General features: G+C 51.0%; 21 protein-coding genes and 2 pseudogenes. 10 read left to right on the top strand and 13 right to left on the bottom strand.

The window, feature by feature from the left end; translation table 11 throughout:
* Positions 1-766 precede the first annotated feature (766 nt).
* Entirely contained in the window at positions 767-1,006 is a 240-nt protein-coding gene (locus KTH_RS32770; RefSeq protein WP_497623162.1) for a hypothetical protein, read from the top strand.
* Positions 1,007-1,261: 255 nt separating this feature from the next.
* Here the strand turns inward: KTH_RS32770 and KTH_RS32765 are convergent, their stop codons facing one another.
* Both KTH_RS32765 and KTH_RS32760 read right to left on the bottom strand, forming a co-directional pair.
* Positions 1,262-2,353 (bottom strand): protein-L-isoaspartate O-methyltransferase family protein, encoded by a 1,092-nt coding sequence (locus KTH_RS32765; RefSeq protein ID WP_497623160.1) that lies wholly within the window; start codon positions 2,351-2,353, stop codon positions 1,262-1,264.
* Positions 2,354-2,356: 3 nt separating this feature from the next.
* Positions 2,357-3,322, bottom strand: a complete 966-nt coding sequence (locus KTH_RS32760; protein ID WP_111326353.1) for an MvdC/MvdD family ATP grasp protein — start codon at positions 3,320-3,322, stop codon at positions 2,357-2,359.
* 1,295 nt (positions 3,323-4,617) lie between these two features.
* Here KTH_RS32760 and KTH_RS32755 point away from each other — a divergent pair.
* From KTH_RS32755 to KTH_RS32745, 3 genes are read left to right on the top strand one after another with little or no spacing between them, the layout of a single operon-like run.
* Positions 4,618-6,567 (top strand): AfsR/SARP family transcriptional regulator, encoded by a 1,950-nt coding sequence (locus tag KTH_RS32755; protein ID WP_497623157.1) that lies wholly within the window; start codon positions 4,618-4,620, stop codon positions 6,565-6,567.
* Positions 6,564-7,706 (top strand): hypothetical protein, encoded by a 1,143-nt coding sequence (locus tag KTH_RS32750; protein ID WP_497623155.1) that lies wholly within the window; start codon positions 6,564-6,566, stop codon positions 7,704-7,706. The genes KTH_RS32755 and KTH_RS32750 overlap by 4 nt, the downstream gene beginning before the upstream one ends.
* A 14-nt stretch (positions 7,707-7,720) precedes the next feature.
* Positions 7,721-8,257, top strand: a complete 537-nt coding sequence (locus KTH_RS32745) for a hypothetical protein (RefSeq protein WP_497623153.1) — start codon at positions 7,721-7,723, stop codon at positions 8,255-8,257.
* A gap of 95 nt (positions 8,258-8,352) precedes the next feature.
* On the opposite strand, the gene KTH_RS32740 is transcribed toward KTH_RS32745, so the two are convergent.
* Positions 8,353-8,928 (bottom strand): hypothetical protein, encoded by a 576-nt coding sequence (locus KTH_RS32740; RefSeq protein WP_497623151.1) that lies wholly within the window; start codon positions 8,926-8,928, stop codon positions 8,353-8,355.
* A gap of 254 nt (positions 8,929-9,182) precedes the next feature.
* Between KTH_RS32740 and KTH_RS32735 the strand changes: the two are divergent.
* Positions 9,183-9,364, top strand: a pseudogene (locus KTH_RS32735) (transposase); the annotation flags it as partial.
* Between the two features lie 935 nt (positions 9,365-10,299).
* Here KTH_RS32735 and KTH_RS32730 read toward each other — a convergent pair.
* From KTH_RS32730 to KTH_RS32705, 6 genes and pseudogenes are all read right to left on the bottom strand, one after another.
* Positions 10,300-10,941 (bottom strand): annotated as a pseudogene (locus KTH_RS32730) (histidine phosphatase family protein).
* A gap of 394 nt (positions 10,942-11,335) precedes the next feature.
* Entirely contained in the window at positions 11,336-11,557 is a 222-nt protein-coding gene (locus tag KTH_RS32725) for a hypothetical protein (RefSeq protein ID WP_497623149.1), read from the bottom strand.
* Positions 11,541-11,975: a hypothetical protein gene (locus KTH_RS32720; protein ID WP_497623148.1), complete on the bottom strand. Its 435-nt coding sequence runs from the start codon at positions 11,973-11,975 to the stop codon at positions 11,541-11,543. Before KTH_RS32720 ends, KTH_RS32725 begins: the two co-directional genes overlap by 17 nt.
* The gene (locus tag KTH_RS32715) at positions 11,972-12,403 is read right to left on the bottom strand and encodes a hypothetical protein (RefSeq protein WP_497623146.1); all 432 of its coding nucleotides are present in this window, start codon (positions 12,401-12,403) and stop codon (positions 11,972-11,974) included. Before KTH_RS32715 ends, KTH_RS32720 begins: the two co-directional genes overlap by 4 nt.
* Before the next feature lie 33 nt (positions 12,404-12,436).
* On the bottom strand, positions 12,437-12,841 hold the full coding sequence (locus KTH_RS32710; protein ID WP_497617895.1) for a hypothetical protein: 405 nt from the start codon (positions 12,839-12,841) through the stop codon (positions 12,437-12,439).
* Positions 12,802-13,071 carry a hypothetical protein gene (locus KTH_RS32705; RefSeq protein ID WP_497623144.1) on the bottom strand — a complete coding sequence of 90 codons (270 nt, stop codon included), beginning with the start codon at positions 13,069-13,071 and terminating at the stop codon, positions 12,802-12,804. The genes KTH_RS32710 and KTH_RS32705 overlap by 40 nt, the downstream gene beginning before the upstream one ends.
* A gap of 138 nt (positions 13,072-13,209) precedes the next feature.
* Between KTH_RS32705 and KTH_RS32700 the strand changes: the two genes are divergently transcribed.
* A complete protein-coding gene (locus tag KTH_RS32700) occupies positions 13,210-15,231 on the top strand; it encodes an AfsR/SARP family transcriptional regulator (protein ID WP_497623142.1) in 2,022 nt (673 codons plus the stop codon).
* Between the two features lie 22 nt (positions 15,232-15,253).
* A complete protein-coding gene (locus KTH_RS32695; RefSeq protein ID WP_497623140.1) occupies positions 15,254-15,793 on the top strand; it encodes a flavoprotein in 540 nt (179 codons plus the stop codon).
* 346 nt (positions 15,794-16,139) lie between these two features.
* Here KTH_RS32695 and KTH_RS32690 read toward each other — a convergent pair whose 3' ends face one another.
* The gene (locus KTH_RS32690) at positions 16,140-16,628 is read right to left on the bottom strand and encodes an alpha/beta hydrolase family protein (RefSeq protein WP_497623139.1); all 489 of its coding nucleotides are present in this window, start codon (positions 16,626-16,628) and stop codon (positions 16,140-16,142) included.
* Here KTH_RS32690 and KTH_RS32685 point away from each other — a divergent pair.
* Positions 16,566-17,114 carry a lasso peptide biosynthesis B2 protein gene (locus KTH_RS32685; RefSeq protein WP_497623313.1) on the top strand — a complete coding sequence of 183 codons (549 nt, stop codon included), beginning with the start codon at positions 16,566-16,568 and terminating at the stop codon, positions 17,112-17,114. The two genes, KTH_RS32690 and KTH_RS32685, sit on opposite strands and share 63 nt — an antisense overlap.
* Before the next feature lie 66 nt (positions 17,115-17,180).
* On the opposite strand, the gene KTH_RS32680 is transcribed toward KTH_RS32685, so the two are convergent.
* The 3 genes from KTH_RS32680 to KTH_RS32670 are packed head-to-tail and all read right to left on the bottom strand — an operon-like array spanning position 17,181 to position 18,988.
* Positions 17,181-17,489, bottom strand: a complete 309-nt coding sequence (locus tag KTH_RS32680; RefSeq protein ID WP_170142967.1) for a Dabb family protein — start codon at positions 17,487-17,489, stop codon at positions 17,181-17,183.
* Between the two features lie 30 nt (positions 17,490-17,519).
* On the bottom strand, positions 17,520-17,774 hold the full coding sequence (locus tag KTH_RS32675) for a hypothetical protein (protein WP_497623136.1): 255 nt from the start codon (positions 17,772-17,774) through the stop codon (positions 17,520-17,522).
* Positions 17,771-18,988 carry a helix-turn-helix domain-containing protein gene (locus tag KTH_RS32670; protein WP_497623134.1) on the bottom strand — a complete coding sequence of 406 codons (1,218 nt, stop codon included), beginning with the start codon at positions 18,986-18,988 and terminating at the stop codon, positions 17,771-17,773. The genes KTH_RS32675 and KTH_RS32670 overlap by 4 nt, the downstream gene beginning before the upstream one ends.
* Before the next feature lie 312 nt (positions 18,989-19,300).
* Between KTH_RS32670 and KTH_RS32665 the strand changes: the two genes are divergently transcribed.
* Positions 19,301-19,789 carry a hypothetical protein gene (locus KTH_RS32665; protein WP_497623133.1) on the top strand — a complete coding sequence of 163 codons (489 nt, stop codon included), beginning with the start codon at positions 19,301-19,303 and terminating at the stop codon, positions 19,787-19,789.
* On the top strand, positions 19,707-20,129 hold the full coding sequence (locus tag KTH_RS32660; RefSeq protein ID WP_497623131.1) for a helix-turn-helix transcriptional regulator: 423 nt from the start codon (positions 19,707-19,709) through the stop codon (positions 20,127-20,129). Before KTH_RS32665 ends, KTH_RS32660 begins: the two co-directional genes overlap by 83 nt.
* The last annotated feature ends 56 nt before the right edge of the window (positions 20,130-20,185 follow it).

The raw sequence follows: 20,185 nt of genomic DNA, 5'->3' as shown, positions 1-20,185 counted from the left end.
GAAAGTAATTCTTGTAACATAGGGGGCACCGCGGGAACAACCGACCCGTGCCATCATATTGTAGTAGGAGTAACAGCCCGTCAGAAGGAGAGACAAAGACACGGTGCCTTGAACAGAGTGCACGAAGAACGCTCCAGACCCGCTCAAACCCCCTGCACAGCGCACCGTACCACCCAATACCCGGAGCAATTCAACAACCCACCCCGGCAGCTCTTGCTTCTTTCGCTTTACTACCATCCAGGGAACACATGCTTGTTACGCAGTAACAGCAAAGTACCGATTACTACAAGTCAAAATGGCAAGAAGCCAAAGTTCCTTTTACTACAAGAGAGTAGGGCAATGTTCCTTTTAGACATCTCTATTCCGGATATCAGGATGATCGCCTTCGATAGACAGCAACACTCAAGCGCACTCCGACACCGCAACACCAGGAACAACCTTCCCCTTCAACAGCTCAGCCTCGCTCGCTCCTCTCTCGGATCGCTCTCTTGGGAACCGCTCCGCAGATCAGAAGACAAAAGCACCCTACACAGCGCCTTCCGGTCGCAAACGACCCTTGCTCACACCTCTCAACGAGGAAAGAGAGGCTCTCTTCTTCCACAGCGTCTCCTTCACACGCAGAACACGTTCGCACGACAGAAAAGGGGGCGCTCAACCGAGGAAGTCTCGCGCAACTCACGCACATCACCGCCCGAGCAACGGGGGGCAGACAGCCCTCCGCTGCCCTCTGTTCCTGCATGCAGGGCCCTCAGACAGCGGATGGCCAGTGCAGCGCCCCCAGCGCGGATTGCTCCCCCTCTCCAGCTCAATCTGCGCTGAGCAGGCAACGGCACTCCTTCGCTGCGCCCCGTCAGCACAGCGCCTCTCACTCCCCATGCAGCTCCCAACACCCGCACAGGCACACGCCCCACCGCTCTTCCTGACCATCACTCATATCCGCCTGGCCGCACGCACACTTCCTGTCTGCTGGTTTCGACCTCATGGGAACATTCCCCTGTTCCTGTGATCCGCAACGCACCGGCACCGCCTCCCTCTCGTCACGCTCATCCTCTCCAGCACATACACACCTCTTCTCTGCTGCGTCCGCTTCCCCCTTCCTCTTCCTGACCTCTCCCTCCAACGCAGATACTGGTGCCCCCTCAGCCACCTCCTGCCGAGAAGAGGGGAAGGCCCGTCTCTCAGACCACCAGCACACGAGCATTCCCATGAGAGAACACGGACCTTGAACCCCCTCCCTATCGGATGAGGGTTCCCTCATCCCCTACTCGTTTTGCAGGCACAGTTGAAATGCCTTCCCTGCGACAGAGAAGTGCAAGCAATCCCCATCAAGCGAAAACCGATACTCGCTGATCGGCAATCTCCCTGATGCTCTATAGAGCTGGACACACTGTTTTATTTTCTGTTCTATGTCTGCTTGCTGATCACCAAAGAAAAGCAGCGAGTCCCCATCTACCCGCATCGCAACCTCATCCGTTAAGAGATAGAGATAGATCGCCTCACGATTCCCGTGATATTTCTTGAAAATTCCTGGCACCAAAGCCTGAAGCTGTAAACAAAAAGCGGGGGATTTCAGCAAGACATCGACTGGCTCGGCAAATTGAACGTGCCTCTGTGGCAGCGCCTCGTATGCAGACCAATCGAGTGGTTTGCCCGGTTGATAGGAACCCGTGTGCATCAGCATATATGAGGCATCAATATCAAGGAGTCGTCCTTCAAGTCGACCCGAAGGACATTTGTCAGCGCAGAGGAAGATACTTGTAAGATTGGTATGAAGGTTACAGATCAGACGACCACTGGACTGAAGCTGATCAGTCCAGGCTTGCGGTACCTGACGAACACCACATGTCGCGAGAATACGGTCATAGGGTACATACTCGCGACACCCTGCAAAGCCATCACCATACAAAACAGAGATATTCCCTGTTGTTGAGAGCCTCCGTTTCGCTACCTCAATCAATCCCTCTTGTATGTCAATACTGATAACCTGCCCTCCAGCCCCCACAAGAAAGCCAAGGAGGGCCGCATTATAGCCTGTCCCGGTTCCAATCTCTAAGATCCGTTGCCCCGGTTGAATCTCCAGGGCCTCCAATTGAAGAGCCATAACGGATGGTTGAGAACTTGAGCTGAACGGCCTCTCCTTGTCATCTATTGCTGTCACTAACACGTGATCCTGATAGACCTGCTGTGTGCTTGCAGGTACGAGCTTCCAGGAGAGACCATTTTCACGCTTTTGATAGTATTGGGATACGAACTCCTCCCGTGGAATATGAAGAAAAGCCTGGCGAATAGCCGGTTGAAGGGGACGCTGAAGCCGCTGCTCAATGTGTCGCACAAGGTGTTCTGTATCGGTCATCTGCTACCATGTTCCTTTCACTAAGAGATCTGCCAGCGTTCGATACAGCGGAACTCCACACTGTCGATCGAGCCAGCCAAATTGTCCTACGGGATTGAGTTCGAGAAAAATGTATTGCCCCTCCGCAGTGAAAACGAGATCGATGGCTGAGTAGACAAGGGAATAAGCACGATTCATTGCAAGCAAAGCCTCTCGTATCTGATCCGGCAAACAATGGGGAGCATAGCGTATTTGGCTGTAGTCAACGCGAAAATCAACGTACGTTTCCTCTGTGAGTCCATAGATCTCAACAGTAAACACCTCATTTCCAATGAGGATCGCACGCAAATCACAGCGTTTCTCGATAAACTCCTGAAAGAGGTGAGCACATGCGCTCACCCGATGGGCCTGAGCAATCATATCTCGGGGAACGCGAGTCGTATAGAGGCTCAAAGGGATCCCCCCCTCATCAATATACCAGGGATACCCCATGAGTTTATAGATCACATTCCCATGACATTCCTCATAAAACGCAAGAAAAGCCTCAGGAGAATTGGTGATGAGCGTACGAGGCACCGCCAGGCCCACCTTCTGGGCAAGTTGCAGCTGGTGTGGCTTATGACCAGCGGCGCGAATCGCATCCACTGGATTGACCCAAAAAGCCTCCAGTCCCCGAAGCCATCCCCATACTCCTGCCTTCGATTCACGCTCAATAAACAAGCGCTCCAATGGAGGTAATGTCTCATCCCCTGCAATAGGGCGAGGCCGACGATACCAGACACTGGTGATATCTTCTAAACAGATGTGCTTTTCACAAAAGGTCAGCGTGCTTCTCTTCCTTTCAGATGAGAGGCTTGCCTCAAATGAGATTTGGGCGGAGAATGCCCCTGGATCAAAGATGAACCAGGGGTAGCCGAGCTTGTCTAGCTCGGCTACCATTCGCTGGACATGTGCGTCTTCATCAGGATGAGATAAGATGAGAACTGCCATGTCGCCTCCTAGTCTTCATCATCAATGCAATCCAACTTACTTTTTCCATCGTCAGACGTTTCATCGCACGATCGTGTCGTGAGATCGCGTGTCTGAGAAGAGACGGATGCTGAGATCCGAGGAACCTTCAGGAATTGCATTCCCATCGGGGAATCGGGACGAGCCTGGATGGTTTCCACTTCTGAAGAATGAAAAGCTGCCACCGTTTGTCTCCTTTCGATCTTACTAGCATACAGTATACTCTTGTCATTTGATCGTAACATATATGTACTCACATATAGCTCACATAACACTCATATTTTTCTCTTTTCACTTTTACCCTGCTTGTTTGCTTCAATCTTCTCAAAATCCGTTCCACTTGCACAGAGTGCTTCAGGAGAGATGATTTCTCTTCACTCTTCCCTTTTTTATTTGTCAACCTGTAGGGTGGAAGAAGCGTATGCTACACCAGAAACAGCTAGAATTTCCTCCTTCTCTGATAAGGAAAATGAGAGTTGCTCTCAGCAGAGCAGAGAGATGAATGCATGAGGTAGACAGGCAGAAGAGCAAAAGCACATGTGTGTTTTTTTCGTTGCTCCTGGTCTTGACGGAAAAGAGTGTCTTTCACAGACTGGTATGAAACGGGAAAACGATATCTTCTTCGGTAGAAAAGCAGCTTCATTTCTGGTATACCTCTGCAATATGTGGGATACGAATTGAAAGAGACGAAAAGATCTTCTTTCTCTTTTTGACGTCAAAAAGAGAGAAGCAAGTCTTCTTGCATTTTCTATCTCGTATTTCTTCTGCTCTTTCCTTTCTTTTTGTTGTCTTCCTTGCTCCATCAAGAATCGTCTCCCCGCACCAGAAGCGACAGGAGCATTCTCCTCTCAGGTGAGGAAAATGAGAGGCAGAAGTGAGGAACAAGAGAGCTGCGCTCTGATATGCTAGAAATGGAACACACGAGTAATGCGATTTCAAGCAGGAAAGCTCATTCCGCATTTGGTACTGCTAGCATACTTCATTTTCAGAGAGAAAAGAACATATCACAAACAATGGTCCAGAGGAATATTTCTCCTCAAGTGGGTAGAATAGCAGCACTATTTCTGCTATACTTCTAGAAGCGGCCTCACTTGAAAGATACGTGCGTATCTTGAGGTGATGTGTCTTTGCTCTATGGGAGATGTGAAAGCATGCAAGAAGATAGGCAACGAAAAAGGCGTCAACAAACAAGAATACGCTTTTCTACATTCGGGCCCATGCATCTGGAACTCTGTGGCCAAGGGAGGCCGAAGGGAATCATCCCTCAAAAATCAGCGGTGTTTCGGGACCTCCTCACCATCCTGTTGTGCGCCGAAAAGTACAGCCTCTCTCGCTGGCGGTTGGCCCAACTGCTCTGGCCTCACGTCGAAGATGCACGCTCTCGCATCCATCGTCTGGACGTTGCGCTGAGCTCGGATCGGCTCCATCGAGTAGACCCGGAATTAGAACGGAGAATGCTCTTTGTTGAGGAAGAGCGTGGCCGAATCGCCCTGCGAGGGCCGCTCTGGTGGGATGTCGCTGCCTTTCTTACTCTCGTCAAGGAAGCGGAAACGTCTCAGGAGCAACCTGAAGTAGCGTTGCCGTTGTGGCAAGAAGCTGAACAGCTCTCTCGGCGAGGGCTCTTTCTCTCAGATGACCTGGAAGCGCCCTGGTATGAGCTTCAAGCCGTGAGGGCTGTGCGCCTGCGCATCGAGAAAGCACGCCAACAGGTGCAACGAGGACTGGCGCTCGGACTCTTCGCGACGGCAAAAGCGCTGGAAGAGGCACACCTTCAGCTTCAGCTCTATTTTGAGCAATACCCTACAGATCGTGCTGCGGTGGAACACCTCCTTCACCTGGCAGACCGCTCTCACCAGCATCAAGAGCTCGTTCTTGACGTGCTTTCACAGGTTCAGGGACGGCTTGATGCCTCGACACGTGCACGATGGCCACTTTCCCTCAAACAGCATATAGAGCAGATGAGAAAGAGAAATCTTCATCAACAGAGCGACTTCTCTTGTCCCGATACCCAACATTTTCCACCTCCTTTCGTCTCAAACACCTCATCTATAGGGACTTCTTGGGCGATCTCACTAGATCAGCTTGACGGTTTGCTTGCTGAAGCACGACAGAATATCGCAACCCTGAAAGCATGTCTGTTCTCCGATCCGGAGGAGCAATGCCGTGTGACGCATTCGTCTTCTTTCCAAAGGGAGGAGTATATGTTCCCACACGATCCCACAAAAAGACAATCCCTTTTGCAGTTCGCAGCCGCTCTCGGAGTGCTCCTAACTGGCTCTCACGTTTCGGATACGCCCGCGCTCAAACAACCATTCGCTTCGTCTGAAAAAAGGGAGAAAGCTGATCCAACGCTCCTTCATCGTTTTGAGAATCTCTTACTTGAGAGTTGGACGCTTCTCAATTGTAATCAGTTTACGCTTGCGGAACGACTCCTGATGAGCTTCCTTCCCTCTCTTTTGGCATTTCCTGTTGAAGAAAAGATGGCCAGACTTGCCTCTATAGGGCTACGTTTACAAAGCGTGCTCGCTCATCATCGACTTGATCTATCTCAGAAGCTCACATTGTGTCAACAAGCTGTGACCTTTGCCCAACACGGTCATGACCATACTATTCTGGCTGCTGCGCTTGTAGAGCTGGCAAACGCATATGAATTTCATGGAGACGTCGCTAAAAGCCTGCTCACACTTCAGGAAGCACTGACCGTAGCCCCCCACACAACGCCTCTCATACAGTCCCGTATCTATTCGAATAACGCCGTCTTGCTTGCCCAAACAGGAAGAAAGAGAGAAGCAGAATGGTATATCCAGTATGCACAGGAGATCTTTCCGGATACGCCGCAACAGGATCCACGCTCTGTTTTCGCTGATTCTAGTGTCTATACGCTTGCGTATCATGCGGGACTCGTCGCTTTGGCACTCGGGAAGTTACATCAAGTCTCTGACGCTTTCACCCTTTATCAACAATGGCCTGCTCAAGGCACAATGCCAGAACGGTTGCGTTTGGAGATCTGGAATGGACACAGTAAGGCCGCAATTCAAATGAATGAGCTGGAGCATTATGCTGCTTTGCTAACAGATTCACTATCCAGTGCACAAATGCTTGGCAGCAAGAAGCGCTATCAGGAGGCAGTGGTCATCTTTCAGCAAGAGCTTCCAAGCACGTGGAGAAAGCATGCCCTCCTCCGAGAAGTTGCAGCAACATATGGTTTACAAAGGGGGACCCTATGAAACTGCTTCTGCTTGGTTTTGGCAATTTTGGAACGCAGTTCTTTGATGTATTGCTGCTCTCTTCTCGGTATTGGTTCCCATCGTTCCATGTAATGGTCGCAGGCCGGCGATTAGAATATATCCAGCAGCGCACACAATTAGCCATCTGTGCGGCCCACCAATTGGGCCTCTCACCAGAAGTAAGCTATGCAATGCTGGATCTGTGGAACGAAGAGCAGATAGCCACTCTACTCTGGAGCTTCCAGCCTGATGTGATTTTTACAACCGCAACGATGTTACCATCCTCAGCGATTACACGCTTACCATCGCCACTCGCTGAAAGGTTGAAAACGGCTGGAGCTGGTCCGTGGTTGCCCTGGTCACTGGTACTGCAATATAAACTCATGCGAGCTGTGCAGCAAACAGGCTTGCATCCACTGGTGCTTATTGGAGCATCACCCGATAATGCGCCAGCAGTACTCGCAAAAGGAGGGCTCACGCCAACGACAGGAGTAGGCAATGCCGGGAATCTTGTCCCTGCACTCCGGCGAGCCGCGGCCGCACAACTTCATCTTTCAGCTGAGCAGTTAGAAATCTACTTTGTTGGGCATAATCATGTTGTTCACCGACTCAGAACGCTTGGCACTCCTGGCGATGCCCCCTATCATCTCTCAGTACGAGTAGATGCACAAGATGTTACTCCCAGGCTCAATCAAGCAGCCCTTTTTCAGCAGATCCCATCAATGGTGCGGGAATATACTCAGATCCTCTCTGCATCCTCAGCGGTCGCTGTTCTGGAGAACCTTTGGAAGAAACAGGGACATCTCTTTCACGCCCCTGGTGCCAACGGATTACCCGGCGCATATCCCTTACGTGCAACCGCCAATGGTGTGGAAGTCGTCCTTCCGCCTGGACTCTCATTACAAGAGGCCATTCGTTTGAATGTGGAGGGACAAAAACGAGACGGTATCGAACGAATTGAGCAGGATGGCACCATCTGGTTTTCAGCAGATCGGATGCAACCACTGACGGAAGTTCTCGGATACCAGTGTAGACGCTTGCCTTTAACGGAACTTGAAGGGCGAGCGCAAGAACTCTATCAACGGTTCTGCCAGGTGACTGAAAAAGATGGTAAAAGCGCAGAAGGAGCGAAAGAATGAGAGGAGGAGTTTCTATGGCGACGTGGGAAGAGATGGCTTCTACGTTTTCACGTGTGACAGATACGTTGGGCACGAAGATTGACACAGGAATTTTTGACACGGTTGTCGCCCTCAACATGCTCGGCATCCCAACAAAGCAATCGTGTGAAGGACATCTGGATTGGGGGGTCCCTTACCCCTGGGTTGCTCTCCAGGGCGAAAAGGAACATTGTTTGCGACTCTATCGATATCTTTCAGCTTTCTACGCGCAACACCCTCTCTCCCTCGATACCGTGCTCATCCTCTACGGGATTCGGCTTTGCAGCAATGGAGCCCGGTTTTACGAGCACTTTTCGGGGAAGGAGCGTGAGCAGAAGCTTCGCCAGTATCAAGATGAGATGCAGGCTTTTACCTTTACAGTGAGAGGAGAGCCATATGGATATCACTTTCAGAAATGCTCCTGGCTCCCACTTCCGCCTCAAACAATCTCCCTCCTTCAGCAATTTATCCTGAAGCTCATACAAGCGTTCCAGGTTCTTCTGAGCCTCGGCCCGCACTCTTTCCAGCTCTGACCGCATCCGCTCAACCTCTTCTCTTTCTCGTTTTACGCTCTCCTGAAAGGTTGTACGTTGGGCCTGAAGCAGCAGTTCTTTTTCTCTCTGTTTTACTATTTCCTGCCGCAATGCCTGTATATGCTCCTCCGCACCTGCAAGCTGCTTCTGATAATCCCGCTCTCTCTCAGTAAGCTGTTCTTGGTGCTTGGCTTGAAGCTGTTGTACCTGTAGCTCCATCTCTTCCATCTGGCGGATTGCGACCTCCGCAGCATCTCGCTCAGTCCGAGCCTCTTCCTGAGCGGCCTTAGCAGAGATTCAGCAGCGAGACGTAAGGCCCGTTCGGCATCCGCAAGCTGCTGCGCCTCCGCAATGCGAGCCGCATTTGTTTCCGGATTGGCAATGTTCTCGATCGTCTCGATAGAGCGTTGCACCTCAGCCTGGAATTGTTTCATTGAGGCCAACACCGACGACCGAGCGACGTCCATTGCGGCGATGGACTCCTGAGCCTCCATGTTCTTTGTACCGGCAGCGAGTGCTCGAAGTTGAGCTCGGGCGCGATGATTCGTCACCGCATTCTGATTCGGGTCGTCACAATATGCGACTGGCCTATCCAGAATCGACTCTTTCCTTGCTTCAAGCTCAAGGTGCTCTCTCAGCTTGAGATACAAGATGATCCAGACGCTCGCCAAATACAGACACTTTCCATCCCTTCTTCAGTAAAAATTTTTCTTTCCTTTCCTCAGTAGATACAAGGACACATTCTGTCGTTAAGACATATTGAAGTGAGCATGTAATATTTTGGAAGCAATCAGCTCTCGAAATATGTGGCAAGGACCGGCTCCCTCCTAAGGGAAGCCGATCCTTTTGTTTTCTTAATATGAGAAGCAAGCTGGCCGTTTTCTTGCGACGGTCTTGTCTGCCTCCATCTCTCTCTGGTTCAAAGATGAAGAGAGGAAAATTGACCGAACAATGGGAGCAGCCAAACCATTGCTCCCCCCGCAAAAACCACAGCATGGGCATCCTGTTCACGATCACCGACACATTCTCAATGGGATCCTCTGGGTGCTACGAACTGGCGCTCCCTGGCGCGATCTGCCCGGAGAATATGGCTCCTGGCAAACGGTGGCCTGACGAAGTTGCAACGGCTCCACGATGCAGAAAGCTCACTCGATTGGACCTATCACGTCCTTGATAGCACATCCGAGCCTATCAGCATGCCACATGCGCAAAAGGGGCATCCGCTCACGCAGGCAATTGGTCCGTTGTTTCGCCTCCATTCTCAACTCTCATGCGGGGTATGCCTCTCACGTTCCTCTCGTCTTCTCCGGGCCCTCTCTTGGGCAGCCAGGCCAGCAGTTTTCCCCCGAGGCCTGGAGACGCATTTCTCTACGTCCTTCTGATCGTAAAGATAGAACCGGCTCGACAGTCTGTACACTTTTATTTTGCCTTTCTGTTGGAGTTTCTTTACCGTGTCAGCCCCAACAGGGCGATCACTATTCAGACTAATTATTGTAGCAGCATCATGTACCCTATAACCAGTCACAATCTTACCCTCGTGCTCTACGGTCATAGGGCTGGGCCTATCAGTTGTGCACATCTTACCCTCCCTTTCTTATGATCGCGTGACTGTATAATATAGTAACCCGTTTCGGGAATTTTGCCAACCAAGACTTCTAATAAAAAAGACTGCGGAGAAGTCAGCAGCTTTTTGAGAGATCAGGCAAAGTAGTAGCTGTTCGCAGAGCAGGATACTGCGTGGCGTGTCTCGGGGCGCAATATGCATCCAGGCTCTATCTATGTAGTCTCTCTCCTAGGGTAGAAGCCAAGAAATGGAGCGTTGCTGAAGTCAGAGAGCTTCCATCGTGCACCTCCATGCAGATTCAGGAACGAAACACCCCCCTTTCAGTCTCTCACCTGGAGATGCTGGCAACAAGCCGTTGCCTTCCTCTCTCAAAACTGCAAGAGCCTATCAGAAGGGAAAGCAAGGAAGCATGGAGAACGGTGTCCCCCACCTTCGAGGAACCTTCTCGAATCTTCCTTGACAATCTGTTTCGTATTGGTCAGCTTCTCCCTTGCACGTTCGCCCATTCACGATCGTGGGAGATATCGCCGTACAGCTCAATCAGCGGCTTCTGTTCCTCGATCACGACCTTGCATAATCCGGTCGGATATGCGGCCGGCGGCTCCCAGAGCCGTTCCATTGGGCGCTCATCGAAGAAGGCCATTATGGTCTTCAGCGTCGCTGCATGCGTGACGAGAAGGAGCGTTTCCCCTTTCTGTTCCTCAAGCACGCTTTGGAGAAAGGGGAGCACGCGTTCCCGCAGATCGTAGAAGGATTCGCTCCCGTTGACGGGCCGATAGAGATGCGGGCGGCTCTAAAAGGCAGTAAAGGCTTCCGGCTCGCGCTGTTGAAGCTCCTCACGCGTCTTTCCTTCCCAATCACCCATATACAAATCACGCAATGCATCCTGTGGAAGAATATCACAGGCATGATGAGCGCCGATCAGCTCCGCTGTTGTGCGCGTCCTCTGGCTCGGACTGGTATAAATAGCGGTGAACGCGACCTCACGCAACGCTTCCCCAAGCCATTGCGCCTGACAGACCCCCAGGGCAGTCAGCGGCGAATCCTGCCAGCCTTGCAGCCTCCTTTCACTGTTCCATTGCGTCTCTCCATGCCGTGTGATAGAGCGTGGTGTTTTCATTGTTCAGAACCTCTTCCATACGTTGTCTCGCACGAGAGAACCGGTCCGATGCCTCCTGCTTGGATGCTTGTTGTGCTTGCGGCACAGGAAACCGCCTGGTGCCGAAGGCAGGAAATTATACACCCTGTGACAAAGAGATCGGCTGTCCCCTGGTCTTGCAGGCTCCTCCTTCCCTTCCTCAGCAAAGGAACTCGATTCTTCTATGACGACAAATAGGCTGTGTGCGAGACCTGGACACCGAAGACGTTCCAAAAAAGCACAAACAAGCAACGCGGCAAGAGCGCAAGTGAGATCGCTCGATTCTTCATAGGGAGAGAGCCAGTCAACCCAGAAAAAGAGCCCTGATACGTTGGGTAGCAGGGCTCCAAAAGGGAAAACACTCAGATGGAGCGATCTATGAATCTGTCTGCTTCCGGTTGTCTTCCGTTGGTCGATAACCGATTCTCTCTTTAAAACCGGCAACAAGCCGACCTTTGTAGAGAAGATCGATCGTGCGATCATAATACTCAGGCTTCAGGGCAGCAGCCTTAAAGACCTCATGAGCTTCTTTTGCATCATTGCCAGTATAGATACGCTCTTTCCCTGCACGTACCTCAAAGTCATTCTGTTGCTGCATTGCCCGCCTCCTTTTCGACGTCCATTTCAACTTCAACGGGTGAGCGCTCACAGCTCATTGTGATGTACATCTGCCCGATGTGCTTGCGCCTGGTAAACTGTTTCAGCCATGAGATCAACTCATTGAGGTCATGAGGCTCGATCGTTTCGCCGTCGAGATCCACGCGTACCAACGTAGACCACTGCTTTTCCGGAATCCAGGGATAGCGTGTGTAGACATCTTTCGGGATCTCGTGATAGCGCAGCCACGCGAGATGATCGCGCACCAGCCGCCGCCACATCTTTTTGCGCTCAGGATCAGCCTCTTGCCTGTACGCGCTGATAGAGGAATGGAAGGCATCGACAGTGATCGAGACCGCTTGCTCTACAATGTGCATGAGATCGTTAAGGCGCAGGTTCATGAGTCGATACGCGCTCATAGTTCGTCTCCCTCCGCCTCTTCGGTCAGCTCGTAGCCTTCCTTCTTGCCGTTAAAATGGATCCCGATGCACTGTTGTGCGAACCATTGTTTCTGGCGCTCAAGATCGTCAATGCTGTAACCACGAGGCCCGACACGCAGACGAAATGCTGTCAGCTCTTTCAGCTTGTCTTCGACTTCAGCGCGCGAGAGATGCGGACGAATCGGGATATCAACCTCATCAAGGGTAGAGGTGGCTTTTGTGAGCTCATTGAGCAGAGCAAGCAGGCGTTCCGCTCGCTCTTTCGGCATCGCCCCACCAGAAGCGCAAGAGAGGGCAGAGGTCAAATGCCGTTCTTGACAAGCCTCGAAGAGTGTACGGTAACGCACTCCACGCTCTATGATGAGTCTGAAGATGTTTATTCTCGTCTCTTGAGCTCCTTCTGTCATGAAAGCACTCTCCTTCTCCTGAAAGCGAAATTTTCACACAATCACATGTCGTTCCAGCGCGTAGTGATACGCGGGTGCAAGCCCCTGGTTTTCAAACCATCGCTCCAGCGCTCGATACGCATCTAAGGCTTTCTTTCTCCGTGTTTGCAGCCATTGTTGTCGCAAAGCGTCCAACTGCCTGAGCTTGCCTTCAAGATCCTGCTCTGCAAGCGGGGGTCTGAGCGCTATTTCGACCTCATCAAGCTGATAGTGGGTATGCGCCAGCTCATTAAAAGCCGCGAGGATGATGTCCGCAGCTTCACGCGGGATCGCCGCGCCTGACACGCACGCGAGGTAGGAGGCACGCAGCCCCCGCGCCTCACAGGCATGCTGTAACTCGTGATGAAAGATGTTGTGCCTTATTCGCAGTTCGTACAGCGTTGGTTTTCGTCCCTGCATACAACACCATCCTCTTGAGGCAACCGCAGCCACGCCGGTATCAGATCCAGTTTGAGGCAGAGAGCCGCCACCAGCATATCAGTCGCCTCTTTTCCTATTTTCCGATCAAGCGATGCAACCAGAGCTCGTAAACGCTCCTGAGCATGTGCCATCTGGTTTTGAAGGTCACGAAGCGAGACACACGTCAGGGAGACGTGTTCCATCAAGAAGTCACATTCTGTTTTCTGCATACGCTCGCCTCCATGCCTGCCTCTGTCTCCTCAAAGCGAATCCAGTGACGCCAGCAAAGCATGCAGGCAAAAGAACATCGTTCGCTTGTAGTACCATCAGAATACGTTCTTCACGAGAACCACCTTTTATGGTAATATATGGAAGTGTCAAACAAGATGCACCGTTTTGTGCTATGTTCACTGCCATATGCTTTTCAGAGAGCAAACGATCACATCTCCTCTCTGATAGAAGATGTTGTAGAGCAGGGTGAAGAGGTGGTTATGAGAGACTTGAACGATCACGACTCCGTCTTGTTCCGGGTCTGGATCCTGGGCCCGTTTTGTGTTGAAAGACGGCTCTCTACTGATGTCTGGGAACCTGTCGACGAGAAAGAATGGGGTAGTATCCAGACCTACGCAGGTTACACTAAAAGCCTCCTGGGGTTCTTGCTCACGTACCACAAACGAATAGCGACACGCGCAACGCTGTTGCAGCGGCTTTGGTCTCATATGGCTTCCGAAACCCCTTTGTACCGAGCAACAGCGAGGCTTCGTGCTCTTCTCTCGACACCGGACAAGCAAAGCCTGCTGACAACTGGCGAGCGCTTCACAGTTGCGGATCAGGCATCTATCTGGGTCGATGCCGACCACGCCGAAGCGCTTGTCAAGGAAGCGGAAACCATCGGCCCGACGCAACCAGCAGCGATCCCGCTGCTCGAAGAAGCGTCTGACTTGTTCCAACGGGGGAGGTTTTTAGAGCAGGAGGACGGAACATGGTGCCTGGGAAGGCGCGGGGAAATAGAGCGACTTGCCTGCCGGTGCCACCACTGGTTAGCAGACGCGTACCTGGCAGCAAAGGACGACAAAGCAGCAGAAGCCATCGCAAACCTTCTGTTGCGAGATGATCCGCTCGATGAAACCGGAAGAAGGATCCTGCTGCTCTCCCTGCATCGGCAAGGGCTCCGGCGGGAAGCGGTGCGGGCTTATCAGGAAGCAAAGAACCTCTATCAGCAACAAGGCCTTCCCATCCCTGAAGAGATTGAAGCTCTCTCTCAATCGATACAAGGAACTGGCAAACACCCTCACAGAGAAGATATAATAAAGGAAAGTCAAGCCCTCTTCAAAATGACGAGTGATATGGATAGATTGAGAAGAAGTATCATTGGAACAACTTTCAAGGCTTCGAGTCTTTCCTGGTTCGTATCCTATGAATTTCAAACCGAAATAATAGAACGTTTAGCCCATGCTTTAGCTCACCCGTTCACCATTGATGAAACAACCATAGAATACTTCAGCAAACGTGTTGAACACTATTGGAAAGAGCATAATACGGTGGCTGTGAAAGCGGCTTCAATGCTGCCATTCGTGTTAGATGATGTACAGAAACTTCTTCCTCTTTTAGAAAGTCCTCTTCTCCCCAGTATACGCACACAACTTGTGCATATCGTCGCACAAGCCACACTTCTTGCAGGAATTCTCCACTTCGACATCAGCGCTTTTGACCGCTCAAGAGAGTATTGTGACCTTGCCTGTCAGGCCGCACTTGAAATCAATGAGAGCAAAATGGGGGCTCTCGCACTGGCGCGCAAGAGCTTTGCTTGGTCATATGACAATGACCAATATGACAAGGCGTTCCAGTGCATCGAGGCCGCCAAGCAGCTTGTCGAAAAGGAGCCAAAACAAGAAATTGCTCCGATGTGGATTGCTGCTATAGAAGCCGAAATCCATGCAAAGAGAGGGGACTATCATACCTGTTTGCGTACGCTCCCTGTTTCTCAAGATGTCAATTCTCGCTCCGCTGAATATTCCACATGGGCTCATTTTGACAGTTTTGCCTTAATGAGTTATCAAGGCGCTTGTTTCGTTCAACTAGCGTCGTTGTCAGATGTCCCTGAACATATCATCACAGACGCACAACGTGCACTTTCCCAAGCCATCAGTCACATGCCAACAAGACACTTACGCTTTCCCACCCTTGCCTTCGATTTAGCTTTGACGAGTTGCTATAGAAGGGATATAGAACAAGCACGACAGTATATCAATACGGCCTATGAGGCAATACAGGATAGGCAATCCGCTGTCTATGTGAAGAGGTTTGATACTCTTAAGCAAATACTCAAAAGGAGTAGAGAGAAAAAGATGCAAGAGTTGAGCGAATATGTCCATAGCTTGCAGCTCTAAAACGGAGAAAGGAACAAGCCAGATGCACAATGCACTGCATGACCACAGGAAAGTATTGTATGTCGTGACCTGTGGAAGCTCGTCGGCACCTCAGGTCTACGATTTTATTTCAACTGCCCAACAGGCCGGATGGGATGTCTGTAGTATCCTGACCCCAAGTGCGAGAAAATTCGTGGATATGTCACGGCTTGCCCAAATGACGAAACGCCCGGTTCGCTCTGAATATAAGCGGCCAGAGGAACCCGACCTCTTTCCCCGTGCAGATGCCCTCGTTGTCCTTCCTGTCACCTTCAACACACTCAACAAATGGGCTTTGGGGATCAGCGATACGCTTGCAGTTGGAATCCTCTGTGAATATACAGGGCTACACGCTCCGATCGTCGCCATTGCAGGGGTAACGGAAAACTCCGGGTTAGACACTTACCCCCCTTTTCACAAGAGCATCGAAACGTTGCGCTCTTATGGTGTCCACATCATCCATGAACCGCAGAGATGGGGACCTCAGAACCGTGTTCCTGCTGATGTGATACTGACGACATTGGAACACCTTGTCTTCCAGTGAATGGAGGGAAGTGATCGTCTGAAAGCATGATCGGCAAGGTCTTCACCGATAACACAGTTTTTTTGTATTCATCCGTCTCTCCTCCAGATACCTGATTGACCAGCCCCTGAACACGGCAGAAGGACAGAGCTCCACACTCCTGGAGAGAGACGAGGCACAGCCGGTCGGGCTGTGCCTCTTTTTTCTTTCTGTGCTCATGAAGGCGTTTTTTCCTCAGACGAGCAAACATCGTCCCTCCCCGCTGATATTTCGCCTGTGCCTTTGCCTCCCACGCCGCTTCACACACCCACAAGCGCTCCAGCCAACACAGCTCACCACGCGCCGCCAGGCAGAGCCACGACTCGCTTCAGCAAGATTGCCTCAGAAAACACAGCAATCGTTCGCAGCAGGCTTGCGTCTCCTGAGGCAATCCATGTCCCGCATCCGCAAAGACATGCACGTCACAGACTCTTCCCAGCCCTGTCAGCTGCTCCTTGACGGACTGCACTTCTTGCACCGTTGAGGTGCTCTCATGCGCTCCATGCAAAATCAGAACAGGGGCCTGAAGCTGCTTGATCTGAGCAAGGGGAGAACGTGCATCAAGCCAGGCTTCACTGAAACGAGACACGGCTTTCATTGGAGCTGCCATCCGCTGAATCTCCCTCGCGTCCCAGATCCCCCAGAGTGAGGCTCCGGCAGCCCACAGAGACGGGTACTGGGTCAGGGCGAAGAAAAAGCGCCCTCCCAGTGGAGTGAGCAGGGAGGGGCGGGCTGGAGTCGAGTCCATCAGTATCTGGCCTCGCTGTGGCCTGGAGCGGTCGCGTTCGCCACGTCTTCGCATCCTGAGATCATCCATCTAGCGCGGCGGGAACTGCTTTTCTGTCTCTGTCTGGTCCGACTCATCGCTCCCCCGGCCCTCTGTGTGACGCGCTCAGTCGCTTTCTGCGCTTACTTGTGCCGCGCAGGAATCCCCGCTCACGTGACGATCGGGAGAGATCGCTTTGCCAAAAATGAGCGCTTTGAATTCCACGCCTGGGTCGAAGTGGATGGCGTAGTCGTGAATGCTCTTCCAGAAGTGGCAACAGGTTACTCGCCGCTCGTGCGGCCCCCCATCGTGCACCCTCCCTCACCCGGCCGCTTCCCGCCCGCTTCAAGCGGGGAAACACACGGCATGACCCACTCAAATCAGCTCAACGACCAGGTCAGCGCTATGAGGCCAAGCGAGAACGTCTGCAACACGTTCATCGCCAAAGACGATGAACTGAAGCAGAAAAAGCGTGTGGCTCCTCTGAAGTCTGTCGATGTTGCGGGGACGACAGCAGAATTGTATTCGCTGCCTTGACCCGCCACTTTTTTATGGTCAGGGGTATGGGGAGGTACATTCCCCCTTTCATACCCTTTCCCTTTTTTAGCAGCAGCCTGCTGTACTTGTAAGATCGAAGTCAAGAATGTTTGTGCAAAGGCGGCGCAATTCGACGCTCACTGGTTTGTGCTCGGGATGCGGGGCATACGCCTTCAAGTGTTCGACATCGGCAAACTCCATCACAAAACCATAGGTAAAGCCATGATTGTTTGAGGTATTCAGGTTCTTCCCCGTTCGGATGGAAAGGATACCAGGGATCTTTTCTTGCAGGGTTTTTACGTGCTCAAGCGCCGCTTGGATCTCTTCCTCAGTAGCCTCTTCCTTCGGCTGAAGCAGGACAATGTGTTGAATCATGTCACACCTCCTCATTCTGTTTCATTCGCTTCAGAGCAGATTGCGCAGCGTCTTCAATGACCTTTGCGCATTCAAGGGAATCTGTGGAATAAAAACAAGATATTGATCCTGTTCTCTCTTCTCCTGCTGTTCAAAGACCTCTATAAGAACCAACACGTCGCCTTCGATGATCGGCAGGCTCTCTTTTAAGCGATACTGGTTTTGTTCTGTCCACAGCGTCCAGTTCCGTTGGATTTCTTCTGCTCGGGGATCAGGGCGACCATCTTCATAACTCTCAATCATCATGTATTCATACTATCCTTGCATCTATTTTCTTCTTCTATTTCACTCCAAAATCCTCTTACCTCAGGAACATTGCCATATCGCTTTTTTAATAAAGCTGCAAACGAGAGTGCTCGATTGAACGCATGCTGTGACTGCATTGCCTGAGAGCGACGATAAAACGCACGTGCTTCTTCTACTGCCTGTTCCACATTACCGAGTAGAAGATTAGCTTTTGCCCAGTCATATGGAATCCAGGCATGTAAACGCCTATTTTGTTCCTTCTCTATCTGTTGCTCTATTATGTCTCTGAGATCCAATACTGCTCGAGGATTCTTGAGTTGAAGATATCCATAGCTCTTCTCTGCTAAAATCCCACTGAGAGGATGATACACAAAATCTGTCCCGTCTCCATAGTTCACGGAACGCGCTAACTGTTCTGCCGTCTCGATTGCCTTTTCAAAGTGATAGAGGTCTTTTGCGCCTGCATATGCACGGGCCAGATAACTATGAACATAAGCTGCAACATTTTTGCTGGTAGAGAAAGTCACGTCTCTTGCCTCTTCCAGATACGAGACCGCATCATGCTTTTTATTTGCCCGCTCATATTCAGTGCCAACTGTGAGTAAAGCATGAGCCCTCATTGTCGGGTCACCAAGCTCATGAAGTTGCTCTGCTATTTCTAACATTGCTTCAAATGTTCTCTTTGCTGCTTCATATTCTCCATTACCCAACAGGATCACCCCCTCTAGATTTTTTACCTGAGCAAAAAGCCGCAAAAAGAGTTTTTGTTGCCCGAGAGTTGGGGGGTATTCGCGCACGAAGTGGTCGAAGAGCTTCTGCAAATAATAGACATCCCTTGCCGCTTCTGGTAATGGCGAGGTTCTATAAAGAAACTCCGTTCGTTCAATCCAATGTTCCACAACTTCCAGGGTCTCCGTATAGAGCCTCACCCCTTTGCCCGGGAGTGACTCAGGATCAAAAGGATCATATTCAGACAAGCCAAACCTCCAGTGGGGGATATCGAGGAGCTTACACAATGCCCGCAGCGTTCCCATGTCTTCTACTCTTTTCTTCCCATACTCGACTGCTTGCACATATTGTAAGCTTACACCATAACTACCATCTTGTCGAGGCCAAAGCGCAGCAAGCTTACTCTGTGACATATTCCGCTTTTCTCGAAATTCCTTGATTGTTAATCCATGATGATACGTTTTCCGCTCTTCCATATGCCGCATACCAAACCTCCTTTTACCAACCTATAGATTGGTAGTTAGGCGAACAATCAGAGACAAAACACCATCTTCTCAGTTGGTTCAAAAACGAAGAAAAGCGAGTATGCTTTCTATAGAGAAGATTATAGCATATTTTATTCATAATTGAATAGCTTACTTCTAAATAGATTTCTTCAAGCAGACAAGCAATTAACGAATGCAGATACGTGAGAAAAAGTATGTGTCATACTGAATATCTCACGTTTGTACAAATCAGCTAAAGGTTCTAGTACGTTGCGCACTACATCCGGGCAAGATACGAGAGGGGTGAGTGATATGAACAGTGAAGTTGCTCGATTACGGGAGCAGATCAAGCGGGAATGCGAGGCCATGAAGCAAGGGGTCAGCGGGCTGGCAATGGTGGCCCGGCATGATGTCATTCAACAGAAATACCTGCGTCTCGAACAACCCTGGAAGCAACTTGAACGCCTGGTCGGCGCAGAAGCGGCCACGAAAATCGTGTGTCGGACCTATTTCGAGGTGGTAGGAGAAGCAGAAGACAGCGAGGAGGGTCGTATGTGCAGAAAAGCAAACAAGATCGGGCCCATTTCTGAAAAACAGTATGTCGTGGTGCTCTCGTCAACGGAACTGGCGACCGCGCTACTGGTCGCTCAGCAGCGCATGGCAGAGCTCTCTGCAAAACATCCGGAACAGCTTTCGTCAAACGAGCAGATGCTGCTCTATGGCTTACACTGTTTTAACACCAAGGTCGAACAGATCGTCGAGCAAGAGAGGAGAAACAAGCATGAGCCAGAAACAAGATGAGCTCTTGACCGTTGGTGAGGTCGCGAACATCTTGAGGGTGGACAACACCACAGTCTGCCGATGGATCAGAAGCGGTGCGCTGGAGGCTGTCATTTTGCCTCATCCGCATAAACGGTGCGTTTACCGCATCAGACAATCCGTTGTTCAATCCATCTTAGACGGAGCAGCTCCGTCAGGGAAAACGCGGTCTGAGATGATTGAAAAGAACAAATGCATTTCCGGCCGGGAGAGGGACATTCCCGTTGACTCTTGCAGGGCTTCTCATCCCAAAGAAAAAGGGATCGAGTCGTTGCACAGAAAGTCGGACGTCAGGGAGTACTCTCATACGTCCTTTTTCTGAACTGGAGGAAAAGTAGGACAAGTCAACACGATGAGTCGGGGCCTGGACTTCTATCA

The organism is Thermosporothrix sp. COM3 (assembly GCF_059696735.1).
Note: the sequence above shows the minus strand (reverse complement) of the source record. Positions and strands in the feature narration are given on the sequence as shown.